The organism is Allobosea sp. Root483D1 (genome assembly GCF_001429505.1).
Classification (GTDB): Bacteria; Pseudomonadota; Alphaproteobacteria; order Rhizobiales; family Beijerinckiaceae; genus Allobosea.
In genome coordinates, this window is sequence record NZ_LMJW01000003.1 from 92027 (window position 1) to 107616 (window position 15590).

Here is a 15590-nt window from a genome sequence, read left to right on the forward strand (position 1 = left end):
AAGGGAATGTTAAGACCTGAGGCAAAAACCGCATCGGGGAATGCGCTGGGTGCAAGGCAGTGTCGAGACGCTTGCGCCCGGCTCCAAACCGGCCTCCGCCCCATCCCGGCCTCGCGCAACAAAAAAGCCGGCCCGTGAGGGCCGGCTGAAGTCAGTCTCGAAACCTTGGCGATCAGAACTGGTACTTGAGCGTCGCCTTCACCGTCCGGCCGGGCTCGCTGTAGTAGTCCCGCGCCTGCGGGCGAGCGAGCGGCACGTTGGCTGCATCGAAATACTTGCGGTCGAAGATGTTGTAGACGCCGACCTGCAGCTCGACATCTGCGATCTCCGGTGCCGGACGCCACCAGGCCGTCGCGTTGAAGATCGCATAGCCCGGCGCCTTGAAGCCGGTGCCGGCCTGGACGGTCGAGACATCATCGCGCTTGCCGGCCATCTTGGCCGAGACCTCGGCGCCCCAGCGATCCGTGCCGTAGGCTACGGCGACGATGCCCTGGATCGGCGGGATCGAGTTCAGGAAGATGTTGTCGGTCTTGTTGCGGCCGCGAGTATAGGCGAACGAGCCGCGCACCAGCCAGTTCGGCGCGAAAGCGTATTGCCCGTTGGCCTCGACGCCCTGAATCTCGGCGCGCGGGATATTGCGGAGGCTGACGATGCCGCCCTGGGGATACAAGCCGCCGACGCCCGGAGCCTGAAGCTGGATCTGCTCGATGTAGTTGCGATAGTTGGTGTGGAAATAGGTGATCGAACCGCCGAGTTGCTTGTCGCCGAAGCGCACGCCGACGTCGATGCCATTGCCCTCTTCCGGTCGCAGGAGCGGATTGCCGGCGCGCAGATAGGTGCTCGGCCCGCCGAAGCGGCCATAGAGCTCGTCCGCGGTCGGCGCCCGGAAGCTCTTGGCCCATTGCGCGAAGACGGTGACGTCCTTCACCCAGGGCGCATTCTTCAGGATATCGTATTCCAGCCGGATGCGCGGTGACCAAGCGGAGTCGTTCGAAGACGGCGGCAGGCCGACGGGGCGCGAGCCGCCGAGCGAATAGGCCGGAGTCGCCTGCGGCTTCTCCTCATACCAATCGAAGCGCACGCCCGGCGTGACGCGCAGGCGGTTGTCGAGCAGGCCGATCTCGTCCTGGACATAGATGCCGACGAGCCGTCCGTCGACATCAGGCTGGTCAGCCTGGTTGGTGAACAGGTTGTTGCAGGTGGCAAGCGCTCCCGTGAACGAACCGGATGCCGGCCGCTGCGGGCAATTGTCGATGCCGGACGAATACTGATTCAACGAGGACATCCGCAGTTCGGTGCCGAGCAGGATGCGATGCGAGAGCGCGCCGGTCTGCAGGTTCTTGATCACATGGCCGTTGAAGCCGTAGGCGGTTTCCTCATTCTCGTTGTCGCGAGCATAGGGCCCGACAATGCTGGTGAAACGCCAGGCGTTGACCAGGTCGTTGCGCTTCAGGCGCTGCCAGTAGAGATTGGCATGCGCCTCGTCGACGAAGAGGCCGCCGGGCTGCTTGTAGTCATAGGTCAGCGAAACGCGGTTGCGCTCGACATCCTCGCCGGTCTGATACGCGCCAGGGCGGAAATTGCCGGTCAGCGACACAGTGCTGGTCCGGGTCTGGACCCGATCTTCACGCTTGAAGAACTCGCCGGTGAGACCGAAGCGATGGGCTTCGCCGACCTGCTGGTAGATCTTGCCGAGGAAGCTGTACTGGTTGAAGTCGGCCGGGTTCGGCGCGGTACGGGTCGCGCCGATCGACTTGTTCGTGCCGCCGCTGTCGATCTCATGGCCGTTGCGGAAACTGCCTTGCAGCAGGACGGAGGTGCCGCCCATGCGCGCCGCCGCCGCCGCACTGCCGAACCAGGCCTGGTCCGTGCTGTCATAGCCTGTCTTGGCGAGCGCCCCAAAGGAGCGCCCGCTGCGGATCAGATCCTCGGGATCAAGCGTACGGACCGCGAGCGCACCGCCCAGCGCGCCGGCGCCGAGTGTCGCGCCGCCGCTGCCGCCGCGCAGCAGGTCGAGCGAGGACAACGAATCGAAATCGAAGGCATTGGTGCCGGCGCGGCCGAGACGGGTATCGATCAGGAAGGGCTGGCGGATGCCGTCGATCGTCGTCAGCACGCGCGCCCCGTCAAGGCCGCGAATGTTGAGCGAGCCATTCTGCCGATTGAAGGTGATGCCGGCCTCGACCCGGTTCGACAGGTCGGTCAGGCTCTGAATCTGCAGCCGGTCGAGCTCGGCGCGCGTGGTGGTCGTCGTCGTCGGCCCCTGCAGCAGCGGCGCCGCCTGCCGCTCGCCCTGCACGTTGATCTGGTCGAGCTGCACCTGTTCGGTGGCCGCAGGTGGAGCGGGGTTGCGTTGCTGCTGCGCCAGAGCCGGCGTGACCGCCAGCATCAAGGCTCCAAGCGCCACGCCATGGCGCAGCCCGCTGCAATTCGTCCTCATCGCCCGCATCCTGTCGCTGAGAAAGAATTCGCCTTGCCAAAGTGGCTTGCCAAGTCGAATTGCTTTTTATAATGCATGAAAACTAGGCCTTGCGCCTTACTTTCACCATCAGCGGTTATTAAAACTGAATTTAACTGTCAATAGACTCTCGATTGCGTGATACATTACTTACTTATTGGAATTTCAAACTAAGCTTTTCATTCGTCTAAACTGAAGACCATCTTCTCCGCGAAACAGGCACGCCGCTGGCCTCGCAAAGCTGTGATGGCCCTGCTCCCGCCGCACTCGCAGTCGTGTATTGCAGCGCAAAACGCGGCTGCCATCATGGACCGGCCGCAGATATGGACCGTTCTTCATGCTCGACCGCCGGAGATGGCTGATGGGGTCAGGCGCGCTGGCAGCAAGCCTTGCCGGCCGGCCCCTGCCCGTTCGCGCCGCCGAACCCGACGTCATCGTGATCGGCGCCGGCGCCGCCGGCATCGCCGCGGCAAAGCAGCTCCAGGCCGCGGGCCGTTCCGCTGTCGTGTTCGAAGGGCGCGGCCGACTCGGCGGCCGGACCTTCACCGATTCCTCGCTCGGCCCGGCCTATGATGCCGGCGCGATGTTCATCCACTGGGCCGAGCGCAACCCGTGGACCGAGATCGCTCGCGAGCTTGCCGTGGCGACCCCGAACGAGAGCTGGGGCGGCGGCTTCCAGCTCTTCCAGAGCGGCAAGCCCATGCCCGCCGGCGATCGCGCCCGCCGCCGCGGCGCCTTCGGCGAGATCGACCGGCGGCTCGACAATGCCGACCTCGACGCTCGCGATCTCTCGGTCGCCGAGGTGCTGAGCGATCTCAGCCCGGATCTCGCCCCGGTCGCGGCCTCCGGCATGCTGCTCTCGATCGGCGAGGAATCGGCGCGCATCTCGGCGCGCGACTATCAGCGCCTCTGGGCGGGCGAGGACTATGTCGTGCCGAGCGGCTACGGCAATCTCGTCACCCGCTATGCCGAAGGCCTCGACATCCGCCTGAACCAGCCGGTCACGGCGATCGACTGGAGCGGCTCGCGCGTCGCCGTCACCACCGCTGCGGGAACACTGCGGGCCCGAGCCTGCATCGTCACCGTGCCGGTCGGCGTGCTGAAGGCCGGCGCGATCCGCTTCACGCCGGACCTCCCTGCCCGCACGCGCGACGCGCTCGCCGGCATCGGCATGGGCGCGCTCACCAAGATCGCGCTCAAGGTCGAGGGCGATCGCTTCGGCATCATGCCGGGCACGACCTATTTCGAGGCCGGCGCGGCGGAGCGGCTGATCAGCTTCGAGCTCTTCCCCGGCGACCAGGACATCGTCATCGGCTATTGCGGCGGCGATTTCGCCCGCGCCCTCTCGACCGCAGGCCCCGATGCGGCGCGCGAGCAGGTCGTCGACCTGCTCGCCGCGATGATCGGCGGTGAGTTCCGCAAGGCGGCCGGCCCGGTCTCCTTCCCGGCCTGGTGGGTCGATCCGTTCTCGCACGGCTCTTACTCCGTCTGCCTGCCGGGCCATGCCGGCGCGCGCGACATCCTCGCCGAGCCTGTCGGCGGCAAACTCTGGCTCGCCGGCGAGGCGACCGCCGGCGGCGGCGCCATGACCGCGGGCGGCGCGACCCTTGCCGGCCGCACGGCCGCCGCCGCGGTGGCGCGCCTCAAGGCGTAACCCGTCGATCCGGCCGGATCGGCCGGGCATTTCGCGGATCGTCATCCCGTCGGGAACATGCGAAGCCTTGGCTCGCTCAACGGCATCTTCGGGCATCGGAGGGCCGGGAGATGCCGCGCCCGATCGCGGTGAGGAGCAGGCCACGACCAGGCCTTGCGCTCGGAGGCGCGCAGCCATGCAGAAATACGTGCCCAAGCGGATCCGCCGCTCGACGCTGACCACGATGACGCCACGGCAGAGGAGAGCGACAGCCTCGCCGGCACAAGGTGGTGCGGGCAACGCCGAGCTGGCGGGTTCGATCGGCCGTGAGGTGCGTCACCTGCGCCGCGCACTCGATCTGACCGCGACGCAACTGGCCTCGATCTCGGGCATCTCGAACGGCATGATCTCGAAGATAGAGGCTGGCACCGCATCGGCCTCGCTCGAAACCCTGGCCGCCATCGCCCAGGCGCTCAAGGTGCCGATCGCCCGGCTGTTCTCCGGACACGGCCAGCGCAGCGACCTCTCGATCGTCTATGCCGGCCGCGGCGTGATGGTCCAGCGCCAGGGCCGCAGGAAGGGACAGAGCTACGAACTGCTGGGACACCTGCTCTCGGGCGAAACCTTCGTCGAGCCTTATCTGGTGACCATCGAGCAGGATGCAGAGCTCGATGCCTCCTTCCAGCATACGGGAACAGAGTTCCTGCACATCCTGAATGGAAAGATGGAGTATCGCTACGGAACCAAGAACATCATACTCGCTCCCGGCGACTCGATAATGTTTGAAGGAACAACCATCCACGGCCCAATAAGGATCGTTGAATCGCCGATAAGGTTTATCATTGTTATAGTAAACCTAAGATTATAATAGCATTTTTGAACAGCAGGAAAATATGAATTGTTGCAGTTGATTTGCTCTCTGGGCAGGCGAACGATGCACCCTGCGTTTCACGCCAGAGGGGTCCGCCATGACGCTCAAGACATTGATGCACACCGCGCTCGTCCTGCTCGCCGCGAGCCTTGCCGCCGCACCGGCTGACGCCGAGACCAAGTACAAGATCGCGACGGAAGGCACCTATCCGCCGTGGAACTACAAGGATGTGTCCGGCAAGCTGGTCGGCTGGGACGTCGATGTCGCCAATGCGCTCTGCGAGAGGATGAAGGCATCCTGCGAGATCATCGCGCAGGATTGGGACGGCATCATCCCCAGCCTCCTCGCCAGGAAATACGACTTCATCGTCGCCAGCATGGGCATCACCGAGAAGCGCAAGCAGCAGGTCGCCTTCACCGATCGGTACAAGGACACCATCTCGCAATTCGTCATCAAGAAGGGAACGGTCAAGGACTTCACGCCCCAGGGCCTGGCCGGAAAGCGCATCGGCGTCCAGCGCGGCTCGATCCAGCATGATTTCCTGATCAAGACCTTCCCCAAGGCCGAGATCGTCGTCTTCGACAAGCCGACCGATGTCGAGCTCGATCTTCTCTCGGAACGGATCGACCTGCTCTTCGCCAACAAGATCACCTCCTTCGTCGGCTTGCTCAAGCGGCCCGAGGCCGCTGCCTTCGAGCTTGCCGGCCCCGAGTTCAAGGGCGGCCTCCTGGGCGACGGCAACGGCATCGCCCTGCGCAAGGAAGACACCAAGCTCCTTGCCGACCTGAACGCCGCGCTGGCCGCGATCATGGCCGACGGAACCTATGACCGCATCACGGCGAAGTATTTTCCCTTCAAGCTGATGTGACCTGCCGATGTGATCGGCGGCCTCCCCCGGCACCGCTTTCGGGGAGGCCGCTCGCAAACCACAAGAGTGCTCTCATGATCGTATTCGCCACGCTCGGCCCGGGCGGCACCAACCACGAACTCGTCACGCGACGTTACATCGCCTTCCACGGGCTCGACGACGCGCAGATCAAGCTGGTCGACGACTTCGATCAGGCCGTCGATCTCGTGAGGCGTGGAGAGGTCGACTACATCGTCCAATGCGCAGTGCATCCGGACACGCCGAGGACGTTGGGACTGAATTTCCGCGACATCTTCGTCTGCGACACCTTCATCTCGCCGAGCAAGGATCTCGCGATCCTGACCCGCGTCGACATCGACCGGCCGCACACGCTCGGGCTGATCTACCCGGCGACCTCCTCCTATGTGGACGTCTCGCGCTGGAGCGAGCTCAAGCCGATCGCGTCGATACCCTACATCCTGGACGCTCTCCTGGAGGGCCGTATCGACTCTGGCCTGGTCTATCTCGAATATGCCGCGCGCCATGCCGATCGGCTGCGCATCGACGAAGTCATCGGCTCCCCTGACGATGCCTGGATCGTCTACGGCCGAGAGCGCACCTATCGGGAAGGCGTGCAGGCTTGCCGCAGCAGCCCCATCGCGGAGCTGCTGAAGCGTTCCGCGCCGCAAACCGCTTGAATCGAGGCGCAAGATGACCTTGCTGGCCTCGGGCTATGGACTGCAGCTCCTCTGGGGAGCCCTCGTCACCGTCTCGCTGACGCTCTGCGCCCTCGCGATCGGCACCGTGCTGGGGATCGCCGGCGCCAGTGCGAAGCTGTCGCGGCACCGTGCCTTGCGCGCCGTCGGCGGCTGCTACACCGCGGTCGTCAGGGGCATTCCCGACCTGATCATCATCTATATCCTGTATTTCGGCGGGACCATCGCCTTGACGAAGCTCGCCGGCCGCTATGTCGAGGTCAGCGAATTCGCCGCCGGCGCCACGGCGCTGGGCTTCGTGTTCGGCGCGTATGCCAGCGAGATCTTCCGCGGCGCGATCGGCAAGGTCCCCAAAGGCCAGCACGAGGCCGGCCACGTGCTGGGGCTGAGCACCGTCGCAGCGTTCCTGCTGATCATCCTGCCGCAGGCCTGGCGGCTCGCCCTGCCGGCCTTCGGCAATCAAAGCCTGATCCTGCTGAAGCAAACCTCCCTGGTCTCGGTCATCGGGCTCGAGGAGCTTGCCCGAGCGGCCAGCGTCGTCTCCGGCGCGACCCGCGAACCGTTCACGGTCTTCGCCGGCGCCGCCGCTATCTACCTCGTCCTGACCGCGACCGGGACGCTCCTGCTCCACCATGCCGAAGCGCGGTCCGCCAGAAAATATGCGGGCGGAGCCTGATATGCTCGACCTCGGCATCATTCGATCCGTCTTCCCAGACCTGCTCGGCGGCGTGGTCCTGTCGATCAAGCTGTCGCTGCTGATCCTGCTTTTCGGCCTTCTCCTGGCCCTGCCAGTGGCCTTCGCCCGGAATGCGACGTCGCCTGCGCTCAGCCGCGCGTCGAAACTCTATATCCTGTTCTTCCGCGGCGTTCCGGCCATCATCCAGGTCTTCCTGGTCTATTATGGCCTGGGGCAGTTCCCGGCCGTCCGCAGCTCGATCCTGTGGCCGGTCCTGCGCGATCCGTTCTGGTGCCTGATCATCGCCCTGTCCCTCAACGGCTCGGCCTATACCGGCGAGCTGCTCGCCGGCGCGATGCGCGCCGTGCCGCGCGGGCTCGTCGAAGCGGCACGCGCGCTCGGCCTCTCGCGGGCGCGGACCTTGCAGACGGTCGTGGTCCCGCTTGCCGTCCGTGCCGCGCTTCCAGCCTACAGCAACGAGGTCATCCTCACCGTCAAGGCAACCTCTCTGGCGAGCACGATCACACTGCTGGACGTCACGGGCGCGGCAAGGCTGGCCGCCTCGCAGACATACGCTCCCTACGAGGTCTTCATCGCGGCAGGCATCATCTACTTCGTGCTGACCTATTCGCTGTCCTACGGGCTGAGGCAGCTGGAAAACGCGCTCGCTGTCGAGGGCCAGCACTAAAGCAATTCCAGCAAAAGTGCGTAGCGTTTTGCGTCCGAAATTGCGTGAAAACCAAGAGACAGAGCATTTCCGAGCGCGCCGGGAATCACGCAAGACCCGCTCAATCGCGCACAAGGCTTGCCCGACCCGCCCAGTCTTTGCCACCATGGCGGCGCTGGGGATCGATGCGGAGCCTGATGATGCGCCCGACGCTCATTCTCGCCGGCGTCCTGCTGGCCTCACCGGTGCTCGCCGCCGGACCCTATGCGAAATTCTCGGTCGGCAACTGGGCCGGCGGCGCCTTCACCAACAACCAGACCGGCGACTTCTCGCACTGCGCCGTGTCGGCAAGCTACAAGAGCGGCGTCACCATGCACGCCTCGCTCAACGGCAGCTATGGCTGGAATCTCGGCTTCTCCAACCGGGCCTGGGGGCTGAAGCCCGGCACCGACGTACCGATGGAGATGGTCTTCGACCGCAACGACATCGTCCGCATCAACGCCAAGGCAGTGCAGCCACAGCTCGTCGTCGTGACCATGCCGGCGAATTCCAACATCGTCCGCGCTTTCCGCGGCGCCGAATTCCTCGAAGCCAACATGCTCGGCGCGCGCTACACCTTCCGACTGACCGCGACCGCCGAACTCATGCCGGCGCTGCTCGACTGCGTGAAGACCAACGCCAACCTGAAGGTCGCGCCCGGCACGCCGGCGCCCGCGCAAGGCGGCAGCGGCACGACCGCCGCCACGGCCGACCCGGCGATCCAGCTCGAGGCGGTGACGCTCGCGACCAATTTCCTGCTCAAGGCGCAATTGCCCGAGCCGAAGGTGCTGAGCGGCCCGGAAGCGCCGTCCGGCATCGGCAGCAACGGCGCCGGCTGGCAAGCGAAGGGCGCGACCGGCCTCGTGCGGGTGCTGGCCAACCCGAACCAGAAGGATGTCGACGTCGCCGCCGCGGTCTCCGCCGCCGATGCGCGCGGCTGCCAGGGCCGATTCGCTTCGGGCCGGACCACCGACACGGTCGAGGGCGCCAGCGTGCTGCGCGGCTTCTCCTCCTGCGAGAATGGCGGCGATGCCCGCTATTCCGAATTCTACGTGCTGCCGCGCAAGCAGGGCGGCTTCGTGATGTTCTCGGTGGTGACGACGGGAGACGGCTTACTGCACCAGCAGCGCCGCGCCGATTTCCAGCGGGCAGCACTGACCTCGGTACAATGACGCCCGCGGTGACGGCCTTCCTCGCCGGCTTCTGGCGCTTCGACGGGCGCCTCGCCCGACTGGCTTATGTACTGCGCTGCGTCGCGGCGGTCGTCGTCTTCATGGGCTTGATGGTTCTGGGCGCCGAGGCCTTCGGACTGACATTGGCGGACGTGCCGGGCCCGTTGTTCTTTGTCGAACCTATCCCCAACGCCGTCCTCACGCTGCTGTTCTACTGGGCGGTGATGGCGCTCTCGGCGCAACGCCTAAGAGACATGGGCTTCCCCGTCCTGCCGATCATCGCAGCGCTGATCGGTCTCGAGCTGCTCGAGTTCTTCGTATTGCCCGATCTGATCACGATGCGCCTCCCGGCACCGTCCGAGACGATGACGCCGCCCTACCTTATTCTCTCGACCGTCGCCTATCTCTGGCTGCTGGTCTGGCCGAGCGCGAAAGCCGGATCCGATCAGGTTGAACTAACCTGATCGGTGAATCCGTCTCTCACTTCTGATTTAGAGATCGCGCTCCCAGTTCTGCCCGACCAGATCCTTCCCGAAGGAATGGTGCTTCTCCTCCGCCACCAGTCTGAAGCCCTCGGCGACGTAGATGGCACGGGCGGCGTGCAGGATGTCGTTGGTCCACAGCACCATCCGGCGATAGCCGGCGGCGCGGGCGAAGGCGATCGCCTCCTGCACCAGGCGCTTGCCGAGGCCGAGCCCTTGTGCCCGCGTCTCGACCAGCACGAGCCGGAGCTTCGCCACCTCCCCGCTCTCGCGCACGACGAAGGCCGAGCCGGCCGGCGCGCCGTCGAGCTCCGCGATGAAGCAGCGCTCCTGCCCCGGCTTGAACTCGCGCAGGAATTTCGCTGCGATCTCGGCGACCAGCGCCTCGAAGCTGATGTCCCAGCCATAGACCTCCGCATAGAGCCGGGCGTGAGCCGAGATCACCCAGCCGATATCGCCGGGGCGGTGCTCGCGGATCGTCACCGCAGGCTGCGGGCTGGCGGCGCCCGACAATAGCGTCTGCGCCCGCTCCAGCGCGGAGACGAGGCTCGCTTGCTCGCCGCCCGCCAGGCGCGACAGGATCGTGTCGGCCTGCCGGCGCGAGGCCTCGTCGAGCGGCGCGAAGGCAGTGTGGCCAGCCTTCGTCAGCTTCAGCTCATAGGCCCGGCCGTCGCCCACCGCCCGCGCCCGCTCCAGCCAGCCGAGGTCGCTGAAGCGCTTCAGCAGGCGCGAGAGATAGGCCGGGTCGAGCCCAAGCTCGCGCGCCAGCTCGCCGGCCCGCCAGCCGTCGCGTTGCGCCAATTCGTAGAGCACGCGGCCCTCGGTCAGCCCGAAGCCGGAGCCGTGCAGGTCGTCGCCCAGCGCCCCGATGAAGCGGGTATGGAAGCGGCCGAAACGGCGGATCGCCGCGATGGCAGGCGTGTCGATGGCGGACATGGCCGAGCTCCTCAACTGGCCGCGAGAATCATCAATTAATGGACAGAGTCAACTAAATTATCCCATCGCTGGAAGCCACCGATTCACCGCTCCTTAACCGGGCAGGCGCCCAATCGAGGGCTTGGCGGACGCGATGGATATGAGTGCGATGCGGGTCGATCTTCTCGCCGGAGCCGGCTATGCCGCGCCGGTGCTGCCCTTGCGAATCCCGACCATCCTCGCCTTCGATTCCGGCCTCGGCGGCTTGACCGTGCTGCGCGAGGTCATGCGCCAGCGCCCGGACGCCGACATCGTCTACGCCGCCGACGACGCCGCCTTCCCCTATGGCCGCCTCGACGAGCAGGCGCTGGTCGTGCGCGTGCTCGCGGTGATGGAGCGCCTGGTCGAGCGCTTCCATCCTGATCTCGTCGTCATCGCCTGCAACACCGCCTCGACACTGGTGCTGCCGGCGCTGCGCGCCCGCTTCGCCATCCCCTTCGTCGGCACCGTCCCGGCGGTGAAGCCGGCGGCGGAGCGCACCCGCAGCGGGCTGATCTCGGTGCTGGCGACACCCGGCACAGTCGCCCGCGACTACACGCACGACCTGGTCGAGCGCTATGCCGCCGGTTGCGAGGTCACCCTGGTCGGAGCGACCCGCCTCGCCGGCCTGGCGGAAGCGGCGCTGAAGGGCGAGCCTGTCGATGATGCCGGGATCGCCGCCGAGATCGCGCCCTGTTTCGTCACCCGCGACGGCAGGCGCACCGATGTGGTGACGCTCGCCTGCACCCATTATCCGCTGCTGCTGCCCCGCCTGCAGCGGCTCGCGCCCTGGCCGGTGGCCTGGATCGACCCAGCCCCGGCGATCGCCAGGCGAACGGCACAATTGCTCGGGCCGGCCCGGTTCCGCCCGGAGCCCGCCTCGACCGTCGCCGTCTTCACCGACGGCACGCGCCTCTCCGGCCCGGCGCATATCGCTCTCGCCGGCTTCGGCCTGGCGCGGATCGAGACCGAGCCGCTGCCAATCTAACGTCGTCATGCTCGGGCTTGACCCGAGCATTTCCCGAACGAGATTCTCGGGTCTGCGCTTCGCTTTCGCCCGAGAATGACGAGCACGGGGTTTGACTTTTACCGCCAGCAGTGCTTGTAAGCCGGCGTCGCGCGGCTCCTCACGGGGCCGCGTGGCTTTTTTCCGCACCCGTGATCCGCTCGTCTTCTCGAGTCGGATCTGTCACCCCGGAGACGGGGACAGGAGGGCGCGGTCCTCAACTCGCGAACCATAGAGGACACGCGATATGTCGAAGCGCCATGAGGCGAAGTACAAGATTGACCGCCGCCTCGGTCAGAACATCTGGGGTCGTCCGAAGTCCCCGGTCAACCGCCGCGAATACGGCCCCGGCCAGCACGGCCAGCGCCGCAAGGGCAAGCCGTCCGACTTCGGCACCCAGCTGCGCGCCAAGCAGAAGCTGAAGGGCTATTACGGCTCGATCTCCGAGAAGCAGTTCCGCCGCTACTACGCCGAGGCGATCCGCCTCAAGGGCGATTCGGGCGAGAACCTGGTCGGCCTGCTCGAGCGTCGTCTCGACGCGGTGATCTACCGCGCCAAGTTCGTCCCGACCGTCTTCGCCGCCCGCCAGTTCGTCAACCACGGCCACATCACCGTGAACGGCAAGCGCGTCAACATCGCCTCCTATCAGGTGAAGCCCGGCGACGTGATCGCGATCAAGGAGAGCTCGCGCCAGCTCGCCATTGTGATCGAGTCCGCTGCCCTCGCCGAGCGCGACGTGCCTGACTACATCGACGCCGACCACACCAAGTCTTCGGCCACCTACACCCGCACCCCGACCCTGTCGGACGTGCCCTATGCGGTGCAGATGGAGCCGAACCTGGTCATCGAGTTCTACTCGCGTTGATCTGAGATATCAGCCGGAGCGCGCAAGCCTCTGGCAGGATTCATGGAAAGGGCGGCCCGCAAGGGCCGCCTTTTTCGTTGGGCGCACAGGCTTTTACCAGACTGGCAGTTGAGCCTGCGCTCCGGCCCGCCTACGCTCCCAACGTGACCTCCATCCCTCCCGCATGGACGCATCTTCAGCCGGGTTCGCTCAAGGGGCTCCTGGAGCCGCCCGGCAGGGTTCCGCTGGCGCTTCGCCTCACACCCTTCAACGTTCCCGTCGGGGCCGCCCTCCAGGTCCCTATGGTCCGCGCTGCGAGGCTCCTGCTGGAGCTTGCCGTGGCAAAGGGCGGTCTCGTGCTCACGCCTGCCGGAGCCCTGAAACGTGTCGATGTCTGGCACGTCTTCGACCAGACGGAATGGCCGGGCCACGACAAGGCCACCACGCTGGAAATGAACAAGGTCATCAACGAAGACGACGCCTATGGGGTCCTTTTCACAAGGATCGTGCTGCAAGCTGCAGGGCTGCTGCGGAAGCGCTCAGGAGTCCTGAAGGCGACCAAGGCAAGCAAGGCGCTGTTGGCACCCGAAGCCGCCCCTGCGCTGCTAGCTGAAATGTTCGAAGCCGTGTTCTGGAAGGTGAACCTTCAGGACTTCGACAGGAACCCGATCGAGTTCTGGCCGCAGCACCACATGGGCGTGATCCTCTGGAGCCTCTCGGTAGCAGCACATGACTGGTCCAGTGCGGGGAGCCTGATGGAGTCCTGCACGATCATGGACACGCTCGACCAGGTACAGAGGCCCGACCTCCCCGAATACGCCATGGTGTCGCGCGTCTTGCGACCGCTCGCATGGCTGGGGCTTTTGGAGAGCCGGAAGCAGAAGAGGCACTCCGGCCGGGGGTTCGATGAGGATTTCCGCAATGGGCCGCTATTCGGGCAGTTGCTGGAGTTTGAGGTGGAGATGAAGGGCGCGGAGGGGGCGCGGCATTGACGGGGGCGCTTTGAGGCGCGTGAAGAAGTCTAGGGATATCGTGCAGGCGCTGGGAGGGAACGGATTGCCTTACTAGCCCCCCGTGACAGTTGGCGTCCGTCGCAGGCAACCGATACGCCTTTACCCATCAGCCCTCATCCTGAGGAGCAGCCATAGGCTGCGTCTCGAAGGATGCTCCAGTTGTCTCCGGAACCTCCTGGAACATCCTTCGAGACGGCCGCTGACGCGGCCTCCTCAGGATGAGGGCTGAGGGAGCCGAACGAACGAAAAAAGGGCGGCCCTACCGGACCGCCCTCATCTCTCTGACCTGCTGCGAACTCAGCCGCGATCATCGTCGTCGTCATGGCCACGGTCGCGCCCGCGGCGCGGCCCGCGATCATCGTCGCGATCGCGGTCGCCGTCGCGGCCGTGCCAACTGCGCCCGCGCATCTCGCGCATACGCTCGCGCCCTTCCGACATGGCCTGACGCACGGCCCGGCGCGCTACGGTCTTCTGCTCGTCGCTGAAGGTCGACCAGAGCGGACGCACGGCGTCCGCCATCTCCTTGCTGCGGGTCGCGCGCTCGGCCTGGCGGTTCGCCCTCATGTCGAGCCGCTCCATGATGTCGGCGTCGCGGAAATGCTCACGCTGCTCGCGCATCTTGGCGAAGTTCTCGCGGCGCTGCTCGGCATTGCGCTTGATCAGCCCTTCGAGCTTCTCGAAGGCCGGCACCTGCTCCGGCTTCAGCTTGAGGTCGGTGCGCAGCTGGGCAAGGCGCTCGTTCATCCTGGCGGTGGCGCGCTCGGCCCGGCGCTGGCGCCATTCCTCGCGCCGGTCGGAGCGGTCGCCCCGCTCGGCCCGGTCACCGCGCGGCTCACTGCGCTCCTGGGATGGCGGATTGCTGCCCGGTGCGGGCGGGATCGGCTGCGGTTGGGCAATCGCCAGCGTCGCCGCGACGGCCGCGGCGCTGGAGGCGACGATGAGGGCGATGCGTTTCATGCGAAGTCTCCGGATTGTGGTCTTAACAACAACGGTCGCTTTGCGGGTCTCGAAGCCGGGTCGCGATATCGCCACGGTGCCGGAGCCGGCCTGACCCAGCCATGGCGCGCGCATGACAAGATCGTAATGTCGGCATGACGCGCGGGCGAGCGCGAAGTTCCGATCTGGGTCGCCGCCCGGCGCCGAATCGGCGCATCATCCAGCGAGCGACCCAGCTTCCTTCCGGTCGGCAGCGAGTTCCATCGTGCGCAATCTCATCACCGATGTTCGTGGCGTTCTCGTGGGCAATGCCGAGGACGCCGTTGCCGCGACCGGTGTTACCGTCGCGCTGTTCGAGCGCCCGACCATCGCCTCCGTCGCCGTGCTCGGCGGTGCGCCCGGCACGCGCGACACCGCGCTGCTCGAGCCAGGCATGACGGTCGAGCATGTCGACGGGATCGTCCTCTCCGGTGGCTCGGCCTGGGGGCTCAGCGCAGCCGACGGCGTGATGAGCTGGCTGGCTGCCGAAGGACGAGGCTTTCCCGTTGGCGGTTTGCGCGTGCCTATCGTACCGCAGGCAATCCTGTTCGATCTCGCCAATGGCGGCGACAAGCCGTTCGCCCGCGGCGATGGCGAGGCGCCCTATCGCCGACTGGGTGGGCTCGCCGCGGCGGAGGCGGCGGCCGAGTTCGCGCTTGGAACGGCGGGGGCCGGCTTCGGAGCCACCACGAAGAACCTCAAGGGCGGGCTCGGCTCGGCCAGTGCCGTCGCCGCGACCGGCCAGGTCGTCGGCGCGCTGGTCGCGGTCAACGCCGTCGGCATGGCGACGATCGGCGACGGCCCGCATTTCTGGGCGGCCCCTTACGAGCAAGGCGCCGAATTCGGCGGCCGCGGCTGGCCGGCGACGATCGCTCCCGACGATCTGACCTTGCGCTTCAAGGGCGGCCCCGGCGCCAACACCACCATCGCTTTGGTCGCGACCGATGCGGTGCTGACCAAGGCTCAGGCCAAGCGTATGGCGCTGTGCGCCCATGACGGGCTCGCCCGCGCGCTGCGGCCGGTGCACGCCCCGCTCGACGGCGACGTCGTCTTCGCCGCCGCGACCGGCCATAGCGGCGCGCCCTCCGACGCCTATGCCCTGACCGAGCTCTGCGCCACGGCCGCCGATGTTCTGGCGCGGGCCGTGGCACGGGCAGTCTACAATGCGAGCGCCTTGCCCTTCGCGGGCGCCAGGCCGGCCTGGCACGACAGGTTCGGCGGTTGATCCCAAATGGAA

General features: G+C 66.4%; 15 protein-coding genes. 12 read left to right on the forward strand and 3 right to left on the reverse strand.

The annotated features are described in order from the left end of the window. Positions 1 to 172: 172 nt before the first annotated feature. Positions 173 to 2440, reverse strand: a complete 2268-nt coding sequence (locus ASE66_RS06795; protein WP_057188858.1) for a TonB-dependent hemoglobin/transferrin/lactoferrin family receptor — start codon at positions 2438 to 2440, stop codon at positions 173 to 175. 379 nt (positions 2441 to 2819) lie between these two features. Between ASE66_RS06795 and ASE66_RS06800 the strand changes: the two genes are divergently transcribed. From ASE66_RS06800 to ASE66_RS06835, 8 genes are all read left to right on the forward strand, one after another. Then, positions 2820 to 4112 (forward strand): flavin monoamine oxidase family protein, encoded by a 1293-nt coding sequence (locus tag ASE66_RS06800; RefSeq protein ID WP_057188859.1) that lies wholly within the window; start codon positions 2820 to 2822, stop codon positions 4110 to 4112. 175 nt (positions 4113 to 4287) lie between these two features. Beyond that, the gene (locus ASE66_RS06805; RefSeq protein ID WP_057188860.1) at positions 4288 to 4959 is read left to right on the forward strand and encodes a helix-turn-helix domain-containing protein; all 672 of its coding nucleotides are present in this window, start codon (positions 4288 to 4290) and stop codon (positions 4957 to 4959) included. Positions 4960 to 5059: 100 nt separating this feature from the next. Further along, a complete protein-coding gene (locus ASE66_RS06810; RefSeq protein ID WP_057188861.1) occupies positions 5060 to 5830 on the forward strand; it encodes a transporter substrate-binding domain-containing protein in 771 nt (256 codons plus the stop codon). Between the two features lie 74 nt (positions 5831 to 5904). Then, on the forward strand, positions 5905 to 6507 hold the full coding sequence (locus ASE66_RS06815) for a hypothetical protein (protein WP_057188862.1): 603 nt from the start codon (positions 5905 to 5907) through the stop codon (positions 6505 to 6507). Positions 6508 to 6520: 13 nt separating this feature from the next. Continuing rightward, the gene (locus ASE66_RS06820; RefSeq protein ID WP_057188863.1) at positions 6521 to 7201 is read left to right on the forward strand and encodes an ABC transporter permease; all 681 of its coding nucleotides are present in this window, start codon (positions 6521 to 6523) and stop codon (positions 7199 to 7201) included. Position 7202: 1 nt separating this feature from the next. Further along, positions 7203 to 7889 carry an ABC transporter permease gene (locus ASE66_RS06825; protein WP_057188864.1) on the forward strand — a complete coding sequence of 229 codons (687 nt, stop codon included), beginning with the start codon at positions 7203 to 7205 and terminating at the stop codon, positions 7887 to 7889. A 179-nt stretch (positions 7890 to 8068) separates the two neighbouring features. Further along, positions 8069 to 9079, forward strand: coding sequence for a hypothetical protein (locus ASE66_RS06830; RefSeq protein ID WP_156412052.1), 1011 nt, complete (start codon positions 8069 to 8071; stop codon positions 9077 to 9079). Further along, a complete protein-coding gene (locus tag ASE66_RS06835) occupies positions 9076 to 9543 on the forward strand; it encodes a DUF805 domain-containing protein (RefSeq protein WP_057188866.1) in 468 nt (155 codons plus the stop codon). The genes ASE66_RS06830 and ASE66_RS06835 overlap by 4 nt, the downstream gene beginning before the upstream one ends. A 27-nt stretch (positions 9544 to 9570) precedes the next feature. Here ASE66_RS06835 and ASE66_RS06840 read toward each other — a convergent pair whose 3' ends face one another. Then, positions 9571 to 10497: a helix-turn-helix domain-containing GNAT family N-acetyltransferase gene (locus ASE66_RS06840; protein WP_057188867.1), complete on the reverse strand. Its 927-nt coding sequence runs from the start codon at positions 10495 to 10497 to the stop codon at positions 9571 to 9573. Between the two features lie 148 nt (positions 10498 to 10645). Between ASE66_RS06840 and murI the strand changes: the two genes are divergently transcribed. The 3 genes from murI to ASE66_RS06855 all read left to right on the forward strand — a co-directional run bounded on the left by murI (position 10646) and on the right by ASE66_RS06855 (position 13357). Continuing rightward, on the forward strand, positions 10646 to 11503 hold the full coding sequence (murI, locus tag ASE66_RS06845) for a glutamate racemase (protein ID WP_057188868.1): 858 nt from the start codon (positions 10646 to 10648) through the stop codon (positions 11501 to 11503). Between the two features lie 265 nt (positions 11504 to 11768). Further along, a complete protein-coding gene (gene rpsD / locus ASE66_RS06850; protein ID WP_057188869.1) occupies positions 11769 to 12386 on the forward strand; it encodes a 30S ribosomal protein S4 in 618 nt (205 codons plus the stop codon). Positions 12387 to 12703: 317 nt separating this feature from the next. After that, entirely contained in the window at positions 12704 to 13357 is a 654-nt protein-coding gene (locus ASE66_RS06855) for a hypothetical protein (protein ID WP_156412053.1), read from the forward strand. A 318-nt stretch (positions 13358 to 13675) separates the two neighbouring features. Here ASE66_RS06855 and ASE66_RS06860 read toward each other — a convergent pair whose 3' ends face one another. Next, complete coding sequence (locus ASE66_RS06860) at positions 13676 to 14335, reverse strand: Spy/CpxP family protein refolding chaperone (RefSeq protein ID WP_057188871.1); 660 nt, start codon at positions 14333 to 14335, stop codon at positions 13676 to 13678. Positions 14336 to 14579: 244 nt separating this feature from the next. Here ASE66_RS06860 and ASE66_RS06865 point away from each other — a divergent pair, with 244 nt between their 5' ends. Beyond that, positions 14580 to 15578, forward strand: a complete 999-nt coding sequence (locus ASE66_RS06865) for a P1 family peptidase (RefSeq protein ID WP_057188872.1) — start codon at positions 14580 to 14582, stop codon at positions 15576 to 15578. Positions 15579 to 15590: the final 12 nt, after the last annotated feature.